At 72.6% G+C, this 16332-nt stretch carries 14 protein-coding genes and 2 pseudogenes; 9 read left to right on the forward strand and 7 right to left on the reverse strand.

The window, feature by feature from the left end:
- Positions 1-119: 119 nt before the first annotated feature.
- The 3 genes from REH70_RS05125 to REH70_RS05135 all read right to left on the reverse strand — a co-directional run bounded on the left by REH70_RS05125 (position 120) and on the right by REH70_RS05135 (position 2660).
- A complete protein-coding gene (locus REH70_RS05125) occupies positions 120-986 on the reverse strand; it encodes a DUF222 domain-containing protein (RefSeq protein WP_310752883.1) in 867 nt (288 codons plus the stop codon).
- Positions 869-1474, reverse strand: a complete 606-nt coding sequence (locus REH70_RS05130) for a DUF222 domain-containing protein (protein ID WP_310752885.1) — start codon at positions 1472-1474, stop codon at positions 869-871. Before REH70_RS05130 ends, REH70_RS05125 begins: the two co-directional genes overlap by 118 nt.
- Before the next feature lie 661 nt (positions 1475-2135).
- Positions 2136-2660, reverse strand: a complete 525-nt coding sequence (locus REH70_RS05135; protein WP_310752887.1) for an SRPBCC family protein — start codon at positions 2658-2660, stop codon at positions 2136-2138.
- A 6-nt stretch (positions 2661-2666) separates the two neighbouring features.
- On the opposite strand from REH70_RS05135, the gene REH70_RS20395 reads away from it, so the two are divergent.
- The 5 genes from REH70_RS20395 (at position 2667) to REH70_RS05160 (ending at position 7592) form a co-directional block, all read left to right on the forward strand.
- A complete protein-coding gene (locus REH70_RS20395; protein ID WP_396134678.1) occupies positions 2667-3908 on the forward strand; it encodes an SPL family radical SAM protein in 1242 nt (413 codons plus the stop codon).
- Between the two features lie 13 nt (positions 3909-3921).
- The gene (locus REH70_RS05145) at positions 3922-5145 is read left to right on the forward strand and encodes a spore photoproduct lyase family protein (RefSeq protein ID WP_310752893.1); all 1224 of its coding nucleotides are present in this window, start codon (positions 3922-3924) and stop codon (positions 5143-5145) included.
- A 59-nt stretch (positions 5146-5204) separates the two neighbouring features.
- The gene (locus REH70_RS05150) at positions 5205-5504 is read left to right on the forward strand and encodes a DUF1905 domain-containing protein (RefSeq protein ID WP_310752895.1); all 300 of its coding nucleotides are present in this window, start codon (positions 5205-5207) and stop codon (positions 5502-5504) included.
- A 16-nt stretch (positions 5505-5520) separates the two neighbouring features.
- Positions 5521-6741 (forward strand): M20 family metallopeptidase, encoded by a 1221-nt coding sequence (locus REH70_RS05155; protein ID WP_310752896.1) that lies wholly within the window; start codon positions 5521-5523, stop codon positions 6739-6741.
- Positions 6742-7199: 458 nt separating this feature from the next.
- Positions 7200-7592: an aromatic ring-opening dioxygenase LigA gene (locus REH70_RS05160; RefSeq protein WP_310752898.1), complete on the forward strand. Its 393-nt coding sequence runs from the start codon at positions 7200-7202 to the stop codon at positions 7590-7592.
- A 165-nt stretch (positions 7593-7757) separates the two neighbouring features.
- Here the strand turns inward: REH70_RS05160 and REH70_RS05165 are convergent, their stop codons facing one another.
- A complete protein-coding gene (locus tag REH70_RS05165) occupies positions 7758-8639 on the reverse strand; it encodes a sulfite exporter TauE/SafE family protein (RefSeq protein WP_310752903.1) in 882 nt (293 codons plus the stop codon).
- 295 nt (positions 8640-8934) lie between these two features.
- On the opposite strand from REH70_RS05165, the gene REH70_RS05170 reads away from it, so the two are divergent.
- The gene (locus REH70_RS05170) at positions 8935-10248 is read left to right on the forward strand and encodes a Gfo/Idh/MocA family oxidoreductase (protein ID WP_310752906.1); all 1314 of its coding nucleotides are present in this window, start codon (positions 8935-8937) and stop codon (positions 10246-10248) included.
- 99 nt (positions 10249-10347) lie between these two features.
- On the opposite strand, the gene REH70_RS05175 is transcribed toward REH70_RS05170, so the two are convergent.
- Together REH70_RS05175 and REH70_RS20400 are read right to left on the reverse strand one after the other, a co-directional pair.
- On the reverse strand, positions 10348-11139 hold the full coding sequence (locus tag REH70_RS05175; RefSeq protein WP_396134725.1) for a hypothetical protein: 792 nt from the start codon (positions 11137-11139) through the stop codon (positions 10348-10350).
- Between the two features lie 3 nt (positions 11140-11142).
- Positions 11143-11481 (reverse strand): annotated as a pseudogene (locus tag REH70_RS20400) (Gfo/Idh/MocA family protein); the annotation flags it as partial.
- A gap of 417 nt (positions 11482-11898) precedes the next feature.
- Here REH70_RS20400 and REH70_RS05180 point away from each other — a divergent pair.
- The 3 genes and pseudogenes from REH70_RS05180 (at position 11899) to REH70_RS05190 (ending at position 15104) form a co-directional block, all read left to right on the forward strand.
- Complete coding sequence (locus tag REH70_RS05180) at positions 11899-12837, forward strand: sugar ABC transporter permease (RefSeq protein ID WP_310752908.1); 939 nt, start codon at positions 11899-11901, stop codon at positions 12835-12837.
- Between the two features lie 75 nt (positions 12838-12912).
- Positions 12913-13734: pseudogene (locus REH70_RS05185) on the forward strand (carbohydrate ABC transporter permease); the annotation flags it as partial.
- Positions 13735-13817: 83 nt separating this feature from the next.
- A complete protein-coding gene (locus REH70_RS05190) occupies positions 13818-15104 on the forward strand; it encodes an extracellular solute-binding protein (protein WP_310752910.1) in 1287 nt (428 codons plus the stop codon).
- Here REH70_RS05190 and REH70_RS05195 read toward each other — a convergent pair.
- Positions 15073-16251 carry a hypothetical protein gene (locus REH70_RS05195; RefSeq protein WP_310752912.1) on the reverse strand — a complete coding sequence of 393 codons (1179 nt, stop codon included), beginning with the start codon at positions 16249-16251 and terminating at the stop codon, positions 15073-15075. The two genes, REH70_RS05190 and REH70_RS05195, sit on opposite strands and share 32 nt — an antisense overlap.
- Positions 16252-16332 lie beyond the last annotated feature (81 nt).

The following is a 16332-nucleotide window of genomic DNA, read 5'->3' on the forward strand; positions in this document are numbered from 1 at the left end:
CCGTCCGGCCGAGCGGATGCTCCGGCCGACCTCTGCGTCTGACCGTGCTGTGGCGTGCCGCCCCGCCCCGCACCGCGCCTCGGCCGTCGGAGCGCGCTGCTCGTCCCCGTGCCGACCGGTCATTCCGTCGCTGATCCGCCGTGTCGCCATCGCGCGGCGAGGGGCCGGTCCCGGTCGGGGTCGATGGTTTTCCCGTGGTGGTCGGTGAATTCCCATCGACCGCGGTGGCGGCGGATCGCGATGTCGCGGTCGTGGGTGATCCGGTGGTGGAATGCGCACAGCAGGATGCCGTTGTCCACGCTCGTCTCTCCGCCGTCGCGTGCCCATTGTTCGACGTGGTGCGCTTGGCAGATGATCGGTGGTGCGGTACAGGTCGGGTATCGGCAGTGTTTGTCGCGGGCGATGATCGCCGCCCGCCGCGCCCGGGTGAACGTCCGTTCCGTGCGACCGACGTCAAGCACTTCCGAGTCAGGGCCGAACAGGATCCGGTTGAGGCCGCCGTCGCACGCGATCCGGTCGAGGACCTTGCGCGGGACGGGGGTGCGGTCCTCGTACTGCGGTCCACCGGCGACCGTCTGACCGGTCAGCATCGCCTTCGTGAGCACCGGCGCGGTACGGGTCGGGCCCTCGTCGCTTGAGCCGTTCCCGCCGTCGGCGTCGTCGAGGAGGCGGCCCTGCCGGGGCCGGGTGTCTGCGGCGGTGACCAGGGCGGTCAGGGTCGGGTAGTCGACCAGCACGGTCACCACCGGGCGCACCGCCCGCCCGGTCCCGGCGAGCCCGTTGTCCAGCACGATCTGGGCCACGTCGCCCAGGGCGTGAGCGCGCCGCTGGGACGAGGTGCGGTCGTCATCCGCCGCCGGCACCGGCGTCACTGCGGCGAGGGCGGCCTTGAGCGCCTGCCCGTGCTCCGCGGTGAGCTGCCCCTCGACCCGGTACCCGTCACCGAGGCGGGCGATGTCCAGGCGTTCGCGGTCGCACGAGTCCACGTACCCGCGGTCGTCGGCGTCGGGGTCGGCGTAGGCGGCCCAGTGGGGACGAACACCCGGGTCTCGTCGACCGACAGCTGCCGCGCCTGCTCCACCACGAGGGTCTCGTTGCACTCGTGCTCCGGGTCGGCGAGCAGCTCGCGACGCTGGTCACTGGTCGGCGCGAGGGTGGCGATGACCTGCGCCTGCTCCACCGTCACCTCACCCGCCACGGCAGCGGCAGCGGTGGCGGGCAGGTGGTCGCGCAGCGTCCGCCCCAGCCGCACCTGCGCCCGCGCCACACCCACGGACAGCCGGTGGTCGTGGGACAGCCACACCGGGAACGACCGCGCACCACTCAGCGCCCACACGCCGTCGTCGTCGATCACCGGCAGCAACCGAACCTTCGCCACACCCGCCCGGCTGGTCACCTCCGCCAATCGGCGCGCGACCACCGCCGCTTCGCGGCCCTCGAGCACCGACAGATCGAGCCCAGCGAGGAATGACACGGCAGAATCCATCGCAGACAGGGCGGCAGCGACCTCTGGGGAGAGCGGCACGGCGTCGTCTCCCGTACCGTCCGATGGGGGCGGAACGCGTTCAGCCATGTCCGCCGCCCTCCCTTCTGGTCACCGCATCGGCCTATGTCGACACCGCAATTCTACGGCGAGCCACTGACATCCCGTGGCCCCCGCAGAGCGGCTGTGGAATACCGCGACAGCGGCGCGGTCGGGGTCGCGTCGGTGTATACACGGCGATTTTCGACGTGCACGCAGTGCGTCGTGCGGAGCCGGCGGGCATGACGCCGTCGAGATGGTGAACAATCTCGAGTGACTCGACCCGAGATCGCTTGCCGCGCAATTCGACGAGCGATCCCGAGGAGCAGCATCCACTTCAGGAGCGCCCGACCGCCGGCCAAGGTGCCACACCCGCACGAGTCGACTCCCGACTCGATCGCGGGAGGGGCGGAGCGCTCGGCGGGTGCGTCGCCGTGGGTGTCACCGTCGCGTCCGGAACGGTGCGCTCGTGGGGCCAGCTGGTCGGGTCCACGCGCCGATCGGAACCGCCATGACCGCCCGGTACACCCGTCCCGCGTCCTGCGTCCCGCGTCCCGCGCCCTGCGCCCCGGCTGCTCTTCCGCGACCGTGGCGCGCCGCGTCCGAGCGGCCGCTACGGGGCGCCGGACCCGACCGCGCCCTCCGTCGGTCCTCCGTAGCGGGTCATGAGCACGGGGTAGTAGGCGTCCCAGTCGTCCGTCACCGGTCGGCCGGTGACGACGGCGTCGAGCCGGTCGAGGTAGTAGTGCCAGCCGACGCCCGTGCTCACGACGTCGTCGGAGTCGGAGAGGCGGTGGACGAAGCGCAGCGTCGTGCCGCCGTCCGCGACCTCGGTCAGCGTGACCTCGAGCGGCCAGCGCGCGTCTGCGGCCCCGGTCGTCACGGCGAGCCGGTGCGGGGGCTCGCAGGCGTCGATCGTCACGGTCTCGGGCGGGGCGTCGCCCTCACCGGTCAGCGTCAGGACGACGGTGCCCGACGCCGGGTCCCCGGTCCACCGGCCGAACCAGAGCGCCAGTCGGTCGGGGTCGGTCAACGCGGACCACACCTCACCGACCGGCACCTCCCAGTCACGGTCGAAGACGAGACGGACGCCGGTGTCGTGACGTTCCACCCGGCCGGCGTCGTCGCTGGGTCCCATGCCCGCATGGTCCCGCTGTGCGTGGCGTCGGGCAACGACCGCTGCCTCCGGCAACGAGGCGACGACCGGCTCCCCGGCGGCAACAGCCTCCACGCACACCCGCGGACCGGTGACCACCTTCACACCCCCGGACGGCCCACACCGGACGCCCATCACCCGCGCCGGTGTTGTACCCGACGTGCCCCGCACCCCCTGGATCCCCAAGCACGTCCTGGTCACCCGATCCGCCGCCGAGCTCCCGCACGGCCGGCGGATCATCGAGCGCTGCCAGGCCGCCGGCGTCGCGGACATCCGACTCCTGACCGGCGACCGCCTCCCCAGCCTGACCGCCGACACGCCCCGTGCCACCTACGCGCAGGCCAAGTCGACGCTCGCCGTCGTCGTCGCCCCGCCGTCCAAGCGCAGGCTCCAGCCCATCCCGCCGAGCGCGGACTGGCGCGTCGACCTCGCCGAGGGTGCCCGGCGCACTGCCAGTACTGCTACCTCGCCGGGTCGCTCACCGGCCCGCCGATCACCCGCACCTACGCCAACCTCGACGACGTCCTCGGCGGGATCGCGCCCGCCGTCGGCCAGGGGTCGGTCACCAGCGGGACCGACGCGCGAGGCCACGAGGGCACCACCTTCGAGGTGTCCTGCTACACCGACCCGCTCGGCCTCGAGCACCTCACCGGCTCGCTCGCCGCCGCGATCACGCACGTCGGCACCGCCGACCTGGGCGGCCCGGCGCAGCTGCGCTTCACCACCAAGTTCGCCGATGTCGCCCCGTTGCTGGACCTCCCGCACCACGGCCGCACCCGGGTCCGCTTCTCGGTCAACGCGGCGTCGGTCGAGCGGTTCGAGGGCGGCACCGCCCGGATGCCGGACCGCATCGCCGCACTGCGGTCGCTCGCCCTGGCCGGGTACCCGGTCGGGCTGACGATCGCCCCGATCATGCCGGTCGACGGCTGGCGCCAGGAGTACGCCGACCTGCTCGACGCCGTCGCCGCCGCGACCGACGACGTGCCCGGCCTCGACCTCACCGCCGAGCTCATCACGCACCGGTTCACGCCGCGCAGCAAGGAGGTGCTGCTGGACTGGTACCCGCGGACGAAGCTGGAGATGGACGAGGACCTGCGCCGCCAGAAGCGGGGCAAGTACGGCGCCGTCAAGCACGTCTACCCGGCCCGCGTCATGCACGAGCTGCGCTCGTGGTTCGACGTCGCGCTCGCCGAGCGTCTGCCCGCCGCCCGTTCGCTGTACTGGACCTGACGAGGACGTGCCCATGAGCCAGCCCACCTTCGACCTCGACGCCCTCACCGCCCCGCCCGAGCAGGCGCCGGCGCGACCGCAGGCGCCAGCGCCGGCGGCGGCCCGATCGCAGGCGCCAGCGCCGGCGGCTGCGCACGCGCAGGCGCACGCCCCCGCACCACGTGCCACCGCCCGACCGGCCCGCGCACTCCTCGACGTCCGCCGCATCTACCTCGAGCCCGAGGCCGCCGCGCTGCCCCGCGGCCAGCAGGTGCTCGACCGCTGGCCCGACGCCGAGCGCATCGAGGTCGCGTCGCACTGGAACATCCCCGAGCTGCACGGCGACGAGGCGAACGTCGACCGGTGGGTGAGGATCAAGACCGAGGCGCTCGTCCTCGGGGTCAAGAAGTCGCTCGCGGCCCGGCCCAACGGGCGCTCGTCGGACTTCGTCGCGCCGTCGACGGCGAACGGCTGCGCGATGGCGTGCGCCTATTGCTACGTGCCCCGACGCAAGGGATACAGCAACCCCGTCACCGTGTTCGCGAACATCGACCGCATCACCGGGTACCTCGCCCGCCACGTCGGGCGGCAGGGCGTCAAGGCCGAGCCCAACCAGTGCGACCCGACGGCGTGGGTCTACGACATCGGCGAGAACAGCGACGCGAGCGTCGACGCCACCCTCAGCGACAACGTGCGCGATCTCGTCGACCTGTTCCGCGGGCTGCCCACCGCCAAGGCGTCGTTCGCGACCAAGCACGTCAACCGCGAGCTGCTCGACTGGGACCCGCAGGGACGCACGCGGGTCCGGTTCTCCCTCATGCCGGACCGCATGGCGCGCCTCGTCGACATCCGGACCGACCGCATCGCCGACCGGATCGCGGCGATCGACGACTTCGTCGAGGCCGGCTACGAGGTGCACCTCAACTTCAGCCCGGTGATCGTCCACGACGGGTGGCTCGAGGAGTGGGCCGAGCTGCTCGACCAGGCCGAGGCGGGCATCGGCGCGACGGCCAAGGCGCAGCTCGCGTGCGAGGTCATCATGCTCACGCACAACGAGGCCCTCCACGAGGTCAACCTCGGCTGGCACCCGAAGGCCGAGGAGGTGCTGTGGCGCCCCGAGCTCCAGCAGTCCAAGCGGTCGCAGACCGGCGGCTGGAACGTCCGGTACCGCACCGGGGAGAAGGGCCGCTACGTCGCCGCGCTGACCGACCTCATCGCCGAGCGGCTGCCGTCCTGCCGGGTGCGCTACGCGTTCTGACCCTGCGCGCCGGGACGACCTGGCACCCGCCGTGCCCGCGGCTGCGGCACCATTCCGCCATGACGTTCGAGTTCGACGCCGACCTGTGGCTGTGGGACGCGCGACGGGACAGCTGGACCTTCGTCAGCCTGCCGACCGACCTGGCCGACGACGTGCTCGACGTCGCTGGTCCGGTCGCCCGCGGGTTCGGCTCGGTGCGGGTCGAGGTCACGCTCGGTGCGACGACGTGGCGGACGTCGATCTTCCCCGACAGCGCGCGCCGCACCTACGTCCTCCCGGTGAAGAAGGCGGTCCGCACGGCCGAGCACCTGACGGTCGGCGACACCGTCCACCTGCGGGTCCGCCTCGTCGACGCCTGAGGCTAGGGTCGGCCGGGTGACCGACACCTCGCCGCACGTCCCCGCCGACCTGCTCGCGGACGCCACCGCCCTCGCCGGCGACCTGGCCGCGCTGCGCCACGACCTGCACCGCACCCCCGAGATCGGCCTGGAGCTGCCCCGCACGCAGGCGCGCGTGCTCGAGGCGCTCGAGGGTCTCGGGCTCGAGGTCACCACCGGCACGGGCCTGAGCTCCGTCGTCGCCGTCCTGCGCGGAGCGCACCCCGGCCCGGCCGTGCTGCTCCGCGGGGACATGGACGCGCTGCCGGTCACCGAGGACTCCGGTGAGCCGTTCACCAGCGAGCACCCCGGCGTCATGCACGCCTGCGGCCACGACCTGCACGTCGCAGGTCTGGTCGGGGCCGCGCGCCTGCTCGCCGCGCGCCGCGACCAGCTCGCCGGCTCCGTCGTCCTCATGTTCCAGCCGGGGGAGGAGGGCAACCACGGCGCGCGGATCATGATCGAGGAGGGCGTGCTCGACGCCGCCGGGGAGCGGGTCGTCGCCGCGTACGGCGTCCACGTCGTCTCGGCGATGATCCCCGGCGGCGTCGTCACCGGACGGCCCGGGACGGCGATGGCCGCCGCCGACCAGATGTACGTCACGGTGCAGGGACGCGGCGGGCACGGCTCGATGCCGCACCTGGCCGCGGACCCGGTGACCGTCGCCGCGGAGATCGTCCTTGCCCTGCAGACCGCGGTGACCCGGCAGTTCGACGCGCACGACCCCGTCGTGGTGTCCGTCGGGCGGCTCGCCGCGGGGACCACCGACAACGTCATCCCCGGGACCGCAGAGATCGACGCGACCGTCCGGACGTTCTCCGCGGAGCAGCACGCGGTCATCCCCGACCGGCTCATCCGCGTGGCCGAGCACATCGCCGCGGCGCACGGCCTGACCGCCGACGTCACCTACGTCCGGGGCTACCCCGTGACGGTCAACGACCCGGGCGAGGTGGCCCGCGCCGGCCGGGTCACGCGCGCCCTGCTCGGTGAGGAGCGCTTCAGGACGGCGCCCCGCCCGGTGTCCGGCGCCGAGGACTTCTCCTACGTGCTCGAGCAGGTGCCGGGAGCGTTCGTGTTCGTCGGGGCGACGCCGCCCGGCGCCGACCCGGCGACCGCGCCGTACAACCACTCCGCGCACGCCCGGTTCGACGACGCCGCGCTGCCGCTGGCCGCGGCCGTGCTGGCGGGGCTCGCGCTGGACCGGCTCGCCGACGGCTGACTGCCACGCCGGTGGGTGCGTCCGCCCGCGCGACCGGGCGGGCGCACCCCGACGCCGGACGGGCGGGGCGACTCCTGGGCAGAACGCCCCGGCACCGCCGTGGCGCCGCGCGCACGTCGGGTGCGCGCGTCGTGGGGCGGTCCTGGTGAGGACCGTGGTGCCGCGGGCCGCCGAGGTCGCGCTCATGGGTGGCCCGCTCCCTCAGCGTGAGCCCGCGGTGCGGCCCGGCGATGGGTCGAAGGTCCCGGGGACCTTCGGCCCAGGTCGGACGCCCGGGCGGGGGCAGGCTGGTGCGTGAGCCCGGAAGCCCGGGTTCCCGGCGGCGGACGCGAACCGTGGCCGGTACCACCTGGGAGGGAAGCACCATGAGCACCACGAGCACGTAGTCCACCGCCGCCGCGACCGGCACGTCGACAGGGTTCGCCCGGATCGCCGGGATCCTGGCCATCATCGCGGGGGTGGTGCTGATCGCCGCGGGAGCCACGACGTGGACGATGGTCCGTGGCCAGCTGATCGAGGAGAACATCACGGTCGCCGAGGACGCGGCGATGTTCGGCGGGGAGCGTGTGGACGGCCCGTTGGACGCCTACTTCCAGGCCGACATCATCAACCAGCACGCGCTGGAGTCCTCCGGTGGGCTGACCTACGCCGAGCTCGACCGCGAGGACCCGGTGCGCGACACGATGATGAACGCCTCGTTCCTGCGCTCGTCGCTGTTCACCTCGGTGATCGCGTTCGGGGTCGCGGCCTTCGCCGCCGGCATGGGCCTGATGTTCATCGTCCTCGGCTGGGCCGTGAGGTCCCTCGCCACCACCACGAGTGCCGCCCAGGGCCGGCCCGTCCGGGCCTGAGGCGCAGCCGCCCCACCACCGGACGACCGGCGCCAGCCGGCGCCGATCGACACCGCACACGCAGCCCCGCCCCCGGGACCCCCGGGAGCGGGGCTGTCGGCGTCCCGGGGCTGTCGCGTCCCCGGCGATATCGCGTCCCGCGGTCGTCAGGCCCCGCGCGGCGCGTCACGCCACGACGAGGTATCCCGCGGAGACGACCGTGAGCACGAGCACGAGCCGGTCGAACACCGCCTGGTCGAGCCGTCCCGCGACCCGCCGGCCGACCAGCGCACCGACCACGACCGCGGGAGCCAGCACGAGGTCGAGGGTCAGCGTGTCGCGGTCGATGAGGCCGAGCCCGACCGAGAACGGCAGCTTCGCGACGTTCACGACGAGGAAGAACCAGGCGGCCGTCCCGAGGAACCGGCCCATCGGGAAGCGGGCGGCCAGGAAGTACATCGACATCACCGGGCCACCAGCGTTCGCGACCATCGTGGTGAACCCGGCGACGCTCCCGTACGCGCCGGTGTCCAGGCGTCGTCGCCACCCCGGCGGCGCGTCGTCGCGTGTTGCCTCCGCCGCACTCGCTCCCTCCCGTGGTGATGCCTCGGGTGACACCGCCGGGAGCGCTGTCGCGGAGGCCGCCGCCGGGTGCGACGCCGCGGCCGCCACCCGTTCACCGCGTCGCGCGGCCGCCCGCCGCACGAGGGTCACCGCGACGAGCACCAGCAGGATGGCGCCGATCACCCGCTGGACGGTGGCGTCGTCCGCCACTCCGAGGAAGACCGTGCCGAGCCCGACGCCGACGACGACCGCGGGCACCATCCGGCGCAGCGTCGGCCAGTCGGCATGCGCGTGGTACATCCGCACCGCGAACAGGTCGCCCAGGACGAGCAGCACCAGGAGCACCCCGGTCGACTGCCGGGCGGGAAGGATCGCGGCGAACACCGCGACCGTCAGCGTCCCGGCCCCGGGCAGCGCCGTCTTGCTCACCCCGACCAGCGAGGCGGCGAGCGCGAGGAGGCAGACGTCAAGGACGGAGAGGTCGAGGCCGGAGAGGTCGAGCACGCGCCCGAGGGTGCCACGGACGATCCGGCCTGGCCCGGCGGCGTCCACCCGCACCGCGCGGTCGTCCCCTCGCGGGCGGCGCCGGCGGGTGGGCAGGCGGGCAGGCGGGCGCGCTGGTAGGCGGGCGGACGCGGTGAGCGGGCGGGCGGGCAGATGGGTGGGGCCGATCCGGCCGGGACGCGGCCCCCGCCCGTCGACCGCCACGCGCCGAGCCGTGGCATCCTGGGGGTAAGCGCTTTCACCTCCAGACCGGGAGCATGCCGATGACGTCAGAGAGAGCCCCCGCCGCTACGCCGTGGCCGGCACGGGCCACCGTTCCCAGATGTATGTCGACGCGATGCTCGGCGACCACGCCGAGGTCGCCGAGCTCGTCGCGTGGTGCGAGCCGAATCCCGGCCGCGCCGCCTACTACGACGAGGCCGTGGTGGCCGCCGGGCGCGACCCGCTGCCCCGATACGAGCCGGCCCAGCTCGAGGACATGATCCGTGAGCAGCGGGTCGACGTCGTGGTCGTCACGACGCCGGACCACGCCCACGCCGACATGGTGACCCGTGCGCTGCGGGCCGGTGCTGACGTCGTCGTCGAGAAGCCGCTGACCATCGACGTCGACGGCTGCCGGCGCATCAACGCCGCCGTCGCCGAGACCGGTCGCGACATCGTCATGACCTTCAACTACCGCTACTCGCCGCGGAACTCCTCGCTCAAGGAGGTCATCGCGTCCGGGCGGATCGGGACGGTGACGTCGGTCCACTTCGAGTGGGCGCTGGACACCGTGCACGGCGCGGACTACTTCCGGCGCTGGCACCGCGAGAAGGCGCTGTCCGGCGGTCTGCTCGTCCACAAGTCGTCCCACCACTTCGACCTCGTCAACTGGTGGCTCGACGACGCCCCGCAGCGGGTCTACGCCCGCGGCCGGCTCGCCTTCTACGGCGACTCGGGACTCGGCGCCCCCCAGGCCGGGCCACGTCCGGCGCGGGGCAAGGACGCCGAGCCGGGGGACCGGTGGTCGCTCGACATGAGCGGGGACGCGCGGCTCAAGCGCCTGTACCTCGACGCCGAGCACCACGACGGGTACCTGCGCGACCAGGACGTGTTCACCCCCGGCATCACGATCGAGGACAACATGGCCGCGGTCGTCGACTACCACGGCGGCGCGGTCATGACCTACTCCCTCAACGCCCACGCGCCCTGGGAGGGCTACCGCGTCACGGTCAACGGGTCCGAGGGCCGGGCCGAGCTCGAGGTGATCGAGCGCGGGTCGGTCGAGTTCGACGCGTCCGGTGGGGCCGTCCTGGACCCCAGCGCCCGCGAGGCCGAGAGCGCCGACGTGCTGCGCCCCAAGGGCGAGCGCCTCGTGGTGCAGCGACACTGGGAACGGGCGCAGGAGGTCGAGATCCCGATGGGTGAGGGCTCGCACGGCGGCGGAGACGCGATCCTGCTGACCGACGTGTTCCGCGGTCGCACCGAGGACGACCCGCTGGGCCGCCCGGCCGGGTACGTCGACGGCGTGCGCGCCGTCGCCGTCGGCATCGCCGCCAACGAGTCGATCCGCACGGGCCAGCCCGTCGACGTCGACGCGCTGGAGCTCGGGGTCGACGTCCGTCGCTGACCCCCGGCCGGGTGGTGACCCGGACGCACCGCGGCCCGGTGCCGGCTCCCGTCGAGAGCCGGCACCGGGCCGTCGCGCTGCTCGGGCTCGTCCTCGGGCTCAGCCGGCGGCGGTCACCGGCGGCGTCGTCGCCCAGGGTGCGCCGAGCTCGCTGAATGTCCGCAGCTCGGTCGCCACCCGCGCGCACCACAGCTCGACGTCCTCCACGACGGCGTGACGGTCCGGGCCCTCGCCACGCCAGTCGACCGCCTCGGGCCGGACGGGCGCCGGGTCCGGTGCCGTGCGGATCGCCTCCATGACCCGCATGAAGCCGCCCGACTCCTCGAGCGGGCTGACCAGCGCCCGCGTCGGGTCGGCCACGTGCTCGATCAGGTCCTCGAGCAGACCCGTGCTCGTGCACGGCACCGTCCGGTGCCCCGCCGTGCCGTCGACCTCGACGACGTCGGTCTTGTACCAGAAGGTGATCCGCCCGGCCGTGCCGTGCACGACCACGCGCGGCTCGGCCTGCTCGGCGGCGCACACCGTCAGGCCCATGGCGATGGTGATCCCGCTCGCGCGGGTCGTGACCCGGACGGCCGAGGTGTCGTCGGCCTCGATGTCGTTGGCGCGGTACAGCTCGGTCTCCACCGTGGCGACCTCGTCGGCGCGGTTCGCGTCTGCGAGGCGGAGCGCGGCCGCGACCGCGTGCGCGAGCGGGTTGGTCACGACGCCGTCGACCACGTCGACGCCGTCGAGCCGCCGTCGTCCGGCCCAGGGGGCGCGCTCGAAGTAGGACACCGGGCGCAGCCAGGTGCCCTCGACGCCGATGCCGACGACGCCGCCGATCTCGCCCGCGGCGATGGCGTCGGCGATGCGTCCGTAGGCGTCCGAGCCGTTCGCCTGGAAGCCGATCTGGCACGCCCGTCCGGTCTGGTGGGCGACCTCGAGCAGGTCCGTGTACTCGGCGAACGACGCCGTCGGCGGCTTCTCGACCAGGACGTGGCAGCCCGCCCGCATCGCCGCGGTGGCGAGCGGGGCATGGGTCGGGATGGGGGTCGCGATCGCGACGACGTCCGGCGCTTCCGCCGCGAGGAGGTCGGCGAGGTCGGTGTAGGCGGTCGCGTCGCCAGCGAGCTCGAGCGCCTCGCCGGACAGCGGGCGGCGGTCGACCACGCCCGTGAGCACGCAGCGTCCGTCCGCCACGAGGGGCTGGAGGTTGCGCAGGTGCACGAGCCCGAAGCCCAGCACGCCGACGACGGCGACGCGGACGGGGCCTGCGGACGGACCTGCGGGCGAGGGGCGGCGTCGCGGGGGCTGGGCATGCGGGAAAGCGTTTACTCAGCGTCCGGCGATGTCAAGCGCCCGTGCTGGCGTGCGCAGGCCACGGTTCGGTATCCATCACCGTGGCGCGCTTGACGCCGCCGAGGGCGCGGTCCCATAGTGGAAGCGCTTTCCGGGGCAGTGCCGCCTGGCGGCGCGCGCCCGATGGAGGGCGTCTCGGTCCATCAACGACGATCCACCGAAGAGGGAGCATGACTCGTCCTCCCCACGCAGGTCCGCGCGGTGCGCTGACCGCTGCTCACCCTGTGCTCCCACCCGCCCGCGGGTCGCACGTCACGCGTGACCGCGTGACCTCTGCGCTCCGTGGCCTCACCGTTCCGGGAGGTGTCGATGTCCGCTCTGTCTGAGCTCGGCTCGCTGCGCAAGCAGAAGGGCCACGCGACCCAGGCCCCGTCGGAGAAGAACGACGGCAAGTGGTCGCTGTTCTTCCTCGGGCCGTGGTTCGTGGGCCTCCTGCTCATCGTCGCCGGCCCGCTGCTCGCGTCGCTCTACCTGTCGTTCACCGACTACGACCTGCTGACCGACCCGGAGTTCATCGGCCTCGGGAACTACGAGGACATGCTGAACGACCCGCGCCTGATGCGGGCGCTGCGGGTGACGTTCACCTACGTGTTCGTCTCGGTGCCGCTGCAGCTCATCGCGGCGCTCGGGCTGGCCCTGCTGCTGGACCGCGGGATGCGCGGCCTGGCCCTGTACCGGTCGGTGTTCTACCTGCCGTCCCTGCTGGGCGGGTCGGTCGCCATCGCGATCCTGTGGCGCCAGATCTTCGGCACGACGGGCCTCATCAACCAGGTCCTCGGCTACTTCGACATCGACGGCGTGGGCTGGGTCTCGCACCCGGACTACGCGCTGGGCACGCTGATCATCCTCAACGTGTGGACGTTCGGTGCACCGATGATCATCTTCCTCGCCGGGCTGCGCCAGGTCCCGGAGATGTACTACGAGGCCGCGTCGATCGACGGCGCCTCGAAGCTGCGCCAGTTCTGGTCGATCACCATCCCGATGCTCACGCCGATCATCTTCTTCAACCTCGTGCTGCAGTTCATCGGGGCGTTCCAGAGCTTCACCCCGGCATTCGTGGTGTCGGGCGGCACGGGCGGCCCGGCCGACTCGACGCTGTTCTACACGCTGTATCTCTACCAGCAGGGCTTCGCGGCCCTGAACATGGGATACGCCTCCGCGATGGCGTGGCTCCTGCTGGTCATCATCGCCGTTCTCACCGCCCTGAACTTCTTCCTCTCCAAGTACTGGGTCTTCTACAATGACTGATCTCCAGAACGCCGCCGAGACGTTCGTCGTCGAGCCGAAGGCTCCCCGGAGCACCACGACAGGACCAAGCGCCGACGCGCCCGCTCGCTCATCAAGCACGTGCTGCTCATCGCCCTCGGGGTGGTGATGCTGTACCCGCTGCTGTGGATGCTCTCGTCGTCGATCAAGCCGAACGACCTCATCTTCCGCGAGCCCGGGCTCATCCCGTCGCAGTTCGACCTCAGCAACTACTCGGTCGGCTGGGACGCCCTGCTGAACCCGTTCAGCCACTACCTGATCAACTCGGCGATCATCGTCATGGGCTCGGTCCTGGGGAACCTCATCTCGTGCGCCCTGGCCGCCTACGCGTTCGCCCGGCTGAACTTCCGGTTCCGCACGCTGTGGTTCGCGATCATGCTGATGTCGATCATGCTGCCGATCCACGTCGTGATCGTGCCGCAGTACATCCTGTTCTCGGAGCTGGGCTGGATCAACACGTTCCTGCCGCTGATCGTGCCGAAGTTCCTGGCCACCGACGCCTTCTTCGTCTTCCTCATGGTGCAGTTCTTCCGCGGCATCCCGAAGGAGCTCGACGAGGCGGCGCGGCTGGACGGCGCGGGCCACCTGCGGATCTTCTTCCGCATCATGCTGCCGTTGTCCCTGCCGGCGCTGGCGACCACCGCGATCTTCACGTTCATCTGGACCTGGAACGACTTCTTCTCGCAGCTGATCTTCCTCACCAACCCGGACAAGTACACCGTCCCGGTCGCGCTGCGGACGTTCGTGGACTCCACCGGCGCCAGCTCGTGGGGCTCGCTGTTCGCGATGTCGATCGTGTCCCTCATCCCGGTCTTCTTCGTCTTCCTCTTCGGCCAGAAGTACCTGGTCAAGGGGATCGCGACGACCGGCATCAAGTAACCGCCCGGGTCGCACGGGCTCGACGACGAGCCCGTGCGGCCACCCTCCCGTGACCCCGCGGGAACGACGCACAGGAGACACCCATGCGCAGCACCCTGCGTACGCCCGGCCGGCCCCGCCGCCGGCTCATGACCATGGCCACCGCCCTCACGGTCGGCTCGCTCGCACTGGCCGGCTGCGGCCAGGCGGAGAACGCCGCCGAGAACACCGGAGACGACGCCACCCCCGCGGCAGGGGGCGACTGCGAGGAGGCGGAGCTGCGCTATTCGTGGTGGGGCTCCGACGTGCGCCACCAGCTCAACCAGGAGGTCATCGACGCCTTCGAGGCCGAGAACCCGGGCATCACCATCACCCCGGACTTCACCGACTGGGCGGGGTACTGGGACAAGCTCGCGACCGGTGTCGCCGGTGGCGACACCCCCGACATCCTCATGCAGGAGGAGCGCTACCTGCGCGAGTACGCCGAGCGGGGCGTCCTCGCCGACCTCGGGCAGTACGACATCGCGACTGACGCGATCGACGACAACATCCTCGCCGCGGGGGAGACCGACGGGGGTCTGTACGGCATCCCGACCGGCGTCAACGTCTACTCGGTGCTCGCGAACCCGCAGGTCTTCGAGCAGGCCGGCGTCGAGATGCCGGACGACACGACGTGGAGCTGGGAGGACTTCCAGGAGGTCGCCATCCAGATCGGGCAGACCGAGGGTCTGTACGGCATGCAGGACCACGGCTACAACGAGCCCGGCTTCATGATCTTCGCCCGTCAGAAGGGCGAGGAGCTCTACACCCCGGAGGGCGAGCTCGGGTACGAGGACGAGACGCTCGTCGAGTGGTGGGAGATCGCCCTCAACCTGCAGCGCAACGGCGGGCAGCCGGCCGCGTCCGAGACCGTCGAGATCCAGGGTCTCGGGCCGGAGCAGTCGCTGCTCGGCACCAACCGCGGCGCGATGGGCGCGTGGTGGAGCAACCAGCTCACCGCGATCGAGACCGCTGCCGGGACCGAGCTGGAGCTGCTGCGCTGGCCGGGGAGTCCACGGGCGAGCGGACGGGCATGTACCTCAAGCCCGCGATGTACATCTCGATGGCCGCCGAGAGCGAGTGCCCCGACGCGGCCGCGTCGTTCATCGACTTCATGCTCAACAGCGAGACGGCCGGTGGGCTCCTGCTCTCCGACCGCGGTCTGCCGGCCAACACCGACGTCCGCGAGGCGATCTCGGGCAACTTCAGCGCGAGCGAGCAGAAGGCGGCCGAGTTCATCGCCGACCTCGAGGACGAGATCGTCGACGGCACCGCCGTCCCGCCGATCGGCGCCGGTGAGGTCGCGGCGATCCTCGACCGCTACAACAACGAGGTGCTCTTCGAGCGGATGACGCCGCAGGACGCCGCGGAGCAGTTCCGCACCGAGGTGGAGTCGGTCATCGGCTGATCAGCCCCACCGGTCCGACCCGCCGCCGCGCCCCGCACGACACCCGTCGTGCGGGGCGCGGTGCGTCCATGTGGGTCGTGCAGCGTGGATCCCAGCACCGGCCGGTCAGCGGCCGGTGCGCTCCTCCGCGGCGGCGAGGTCGGGGAACAGGCGCTCGAGCGCCGTGCGGGCGTGCGCGAGCGCGAGGTCCTTCGCCTTCGCCTCGAGCATGACGTCGAGCGGGCCGGGTGCCGAGCGCAGCAGGTCCACCAGGTCCCACGGCGCGATGAAGTCGGCGTGCGGCGTGAGCCGCGGGGTGACCGGGACGCGCTCGACGCGTCTGCTGCCCGCGGGCCTGCGCTCGGCGATCTCGAGGTCGACCCGCGGGCTGGACAGGTGCACCTTGGGTCGCACCCCGGCGCCCAGGTGCGGTACGCCGCGGCGAGCGCGTCGGCCGGTGGCACCGTGACGGACTCCGCCGACGTGCGGTGGTGGTGGTGGTCGTAGGCGATCCGGACCCCGGTGCGCCGGTGCAGCTCCAGCACGTCGGTCACCCCGAACGGGCCGTCGTCGTTCTCCAGCGCCAGCCGCGCCCGGGTCCGCTCCGACAGGGTCTCGTAGGCGCGTGCCCACCGGTCCAGCGCGGACGGGCGGTCACCGTAGAGCCCACCGACGTGCACGACGACGGCGCCCTCGGGGCCCTGGTCGAGCGCGTCCAGCAGAGCGGTGTCCTGCTCGAGGTCGGCCGCCGACTTCGCGGTGAGGACCGGGTCCGCCGAGTTCAGGACGGTGTACTGACCGGGGTGCGTCGACAGGCGCAGGCCCAACGCGGTGGCGCGCTGACCGAGCGCCGTCAGCGTCTCGCGGCACTGGTCGATCTGGCGCCGGTAGTCCAGGTCCGGCAGGTCCGGGTGGGTGCCGTAGGGGATGGTCTGGCTGGAGAGCCGGAACATGCGCACGTCGAGGCGCTCGAGCCGGTCGAGGACGGGCCCGAGCATCTCGAGCGACCGCGACAGGTGCGGTCCGCTGCGCCAGCGACGGGTGTCCGCGGTGGGCAGTCCGCCCTCGCCGAGCACCTTGACCGCGAAGCCGAGCCGGTAGGGATGGGGCACGCGCCCATCCTGACGTCGATCGACCGTGACGTCGCCCCGAGCGCACGTCGGCCCCGCAGCCGCCGGAGCGGTGCGGGGCCG

The sequence above is a fragment of the Cellulomonas sp. ATA003 genome (assembly GCF_031582905.1).
GTDB lineage: Bacteria > Actinomycetota > Actinomycetes > Actinomycetales > Cellulomonadaceae > Pengzhenrongella.